Origin of the sequence: Streptomyces sp. WELS2 (genome assembly GCF_013870595.1) — a bacterium.
GTDB lineage: Bacteria > Actinomycetota > Actinomycetes > Streptomycetales > Streptomycetaceae > Streptomyces.
This window is the reverse complement of the sequence record NZ_JACBWZ010001245.1, coordinates 1-1,356: the sequence shown is the minus strand read 5'-3', so window position 1 is coordinate 1,356 and position 1,356 is coordinate 1. Positions and strand designations below refer to the sequence as shown.

Here is a 1,356-nt window from a genome sequence, read left to right as displayed (position 1 = left end):
GTCCCGCGGGCGCAGCACCAGGTCCTGGAAGGTGCGCAGGAAGGTCCGCTTGGCGGTGGTGGACATGTCCAGGCCGTGGGTGACGCCGTCCCGGTCCAGATAGTCGAGCAGCGCCCGTTTCAGCACCGGGTTGTTGTGGCCGTAGTTGAGTGATCCGGCGCCGGCGAAGAAGTCCAGGTAGGCGTGGCCGTCCTCGTCGTACATCCGGCTGCCCCGGGCCCGGTCGAAGACGGTGGGCCAGCCGCGGCAGTAGCTGCGTACCTCGGATTCGAGGGTCTCGAACACGCTCAGGTCGGGCTGGGTGATGGTCACGGTGAATCGCTCCTCAGTGGGCGGTGGACTCGGTCAACGGGCCGATGTGGTAGAGGACTTCGGGGTCGTGCGAGCCGCCCGGGAACAGGTCGGCGGGGAACAGCACCTCGCGGCGGACCCGTGCGCCGTGCCGCTCGGCGAACGAGGTGAACAGGCGCTCGGAGGCGGTGTTGCCGGGGGTGATGGTGGTCTCCAGCTCGGTGATGCCGCGCTCGGCGACGAGGCGTGCGGTCAGCCCGTCCAGCAGCCTGGCGGCGATGCCGCAGCCCCGGTGGGAGGCGTCGACGGCCACCTGCCAGACGAGCAGGGTGCGGGGGCGGCCGGGCCGCAGGTAACCGGTGACGAAGCCGACCGGTTCCCCGTCCGCGCCGCGGGCCACCACCGAGGTGCCGGCGAAGTCCCGGCACCACAGCAGATAGCTGTAGGAGGAGTTCAGGTCGAGGGTTTTCGATTCCTTGGCGATGCGCCAGAGCGCGGCTCCGTCGCTGGTCGCCGGACTTTCGATGAGCAGGTCTGCGGGTGCGGCGGTCATGCGGCACGAATTTAGCGAGGTGAATTCGAAAGTGCACGGGAGTCGGCGCGGAGACTCTTCGGCTGCCGTGAAGTATGTCCGGAATGCACCCGGGAAAATCGGGGCAAATGTCGTTCACTGTGGAGTGCGTCACAGCCCGAAATGCCGGAGAAACCTGCCGGAAAAGTTGCTCGTTTAGCTGTGCAAAAAGCGGGCAGAAGAAGATGGGAAGCTATCGTCCGGCGAATTGGCGGGAATTGTGAAAAAGAAATGGAGTGGGTTTCGGTAACGTCCGGGCATAAAAAAGTTCCCGGGAGCGGAGCCCCCGGGAACGGCGAACGCACCTCAGTGCCAGGCGTCCTCCGCGGCCCGGCGGGCGGCGGCCGGATCGACCGTCAGGCCCTGCTCCGCCAGCGCCGCGCCCAGCGCCGCCAGCGAGCCCTGCACCGCGCCCGGCGTCGCGTCCCGGCCGTAGTGGTTGACCCGGATCATCTCCACGGCCAGCGCCCCGCCGCCGGCCGCCAGCGGCAGCG

At 68.3% G+C, this 1,356-nt stretch carries 2 protein-coding genes and 1 pseudogene; all 3 read right to left on the bottom strand.

What is annotated here, in order from left to right; all coding sequences use genetic code 11:
- A partial coding sequence (locus tag H5J33_RS35410) for an aminotransferase class III-fold pyridoxal phosphate-dependent enzyme (protein ID WP_181798741.1) occupies nucleotides 1–312 on the bottom strand: 312 nt, incomplete at its 3' end.
- Between the two features lie 13 nt (nucleotides 313–325).
- Nucleotides 326–844 carry a diaminobutyrate acetyltransferase gene (gene ectA, locus H5J33_RS35405; RefSeq protein ID WP_181798740.1) on the bottom strand — a complete coding sequence of 173 codons (519 nt, stop codon included), beginning with the start codon at nucleotides 842–844 and terminating at the stop codon, nucleotides 326–328.
- A gap of 324 nt (nucleotides 845–1,168) precedes the next feature.
- A pseudogene (locus tag H5J33_RS35400) lies at nucleotides 1,169–1,356 on the bottom strand (alanine--glyoxylate aminotransferase family protein); the annotation flags it as partial.

Excerpts from the sequence above, each read along its gene's own strand:
- ectA (WP_181798740.1), bottom strand. The coding sequence starts at position 844 with ATGACCGCCGCACCCGCAGACCTGCTCATCGAAAGTCCGGCGACCAGC.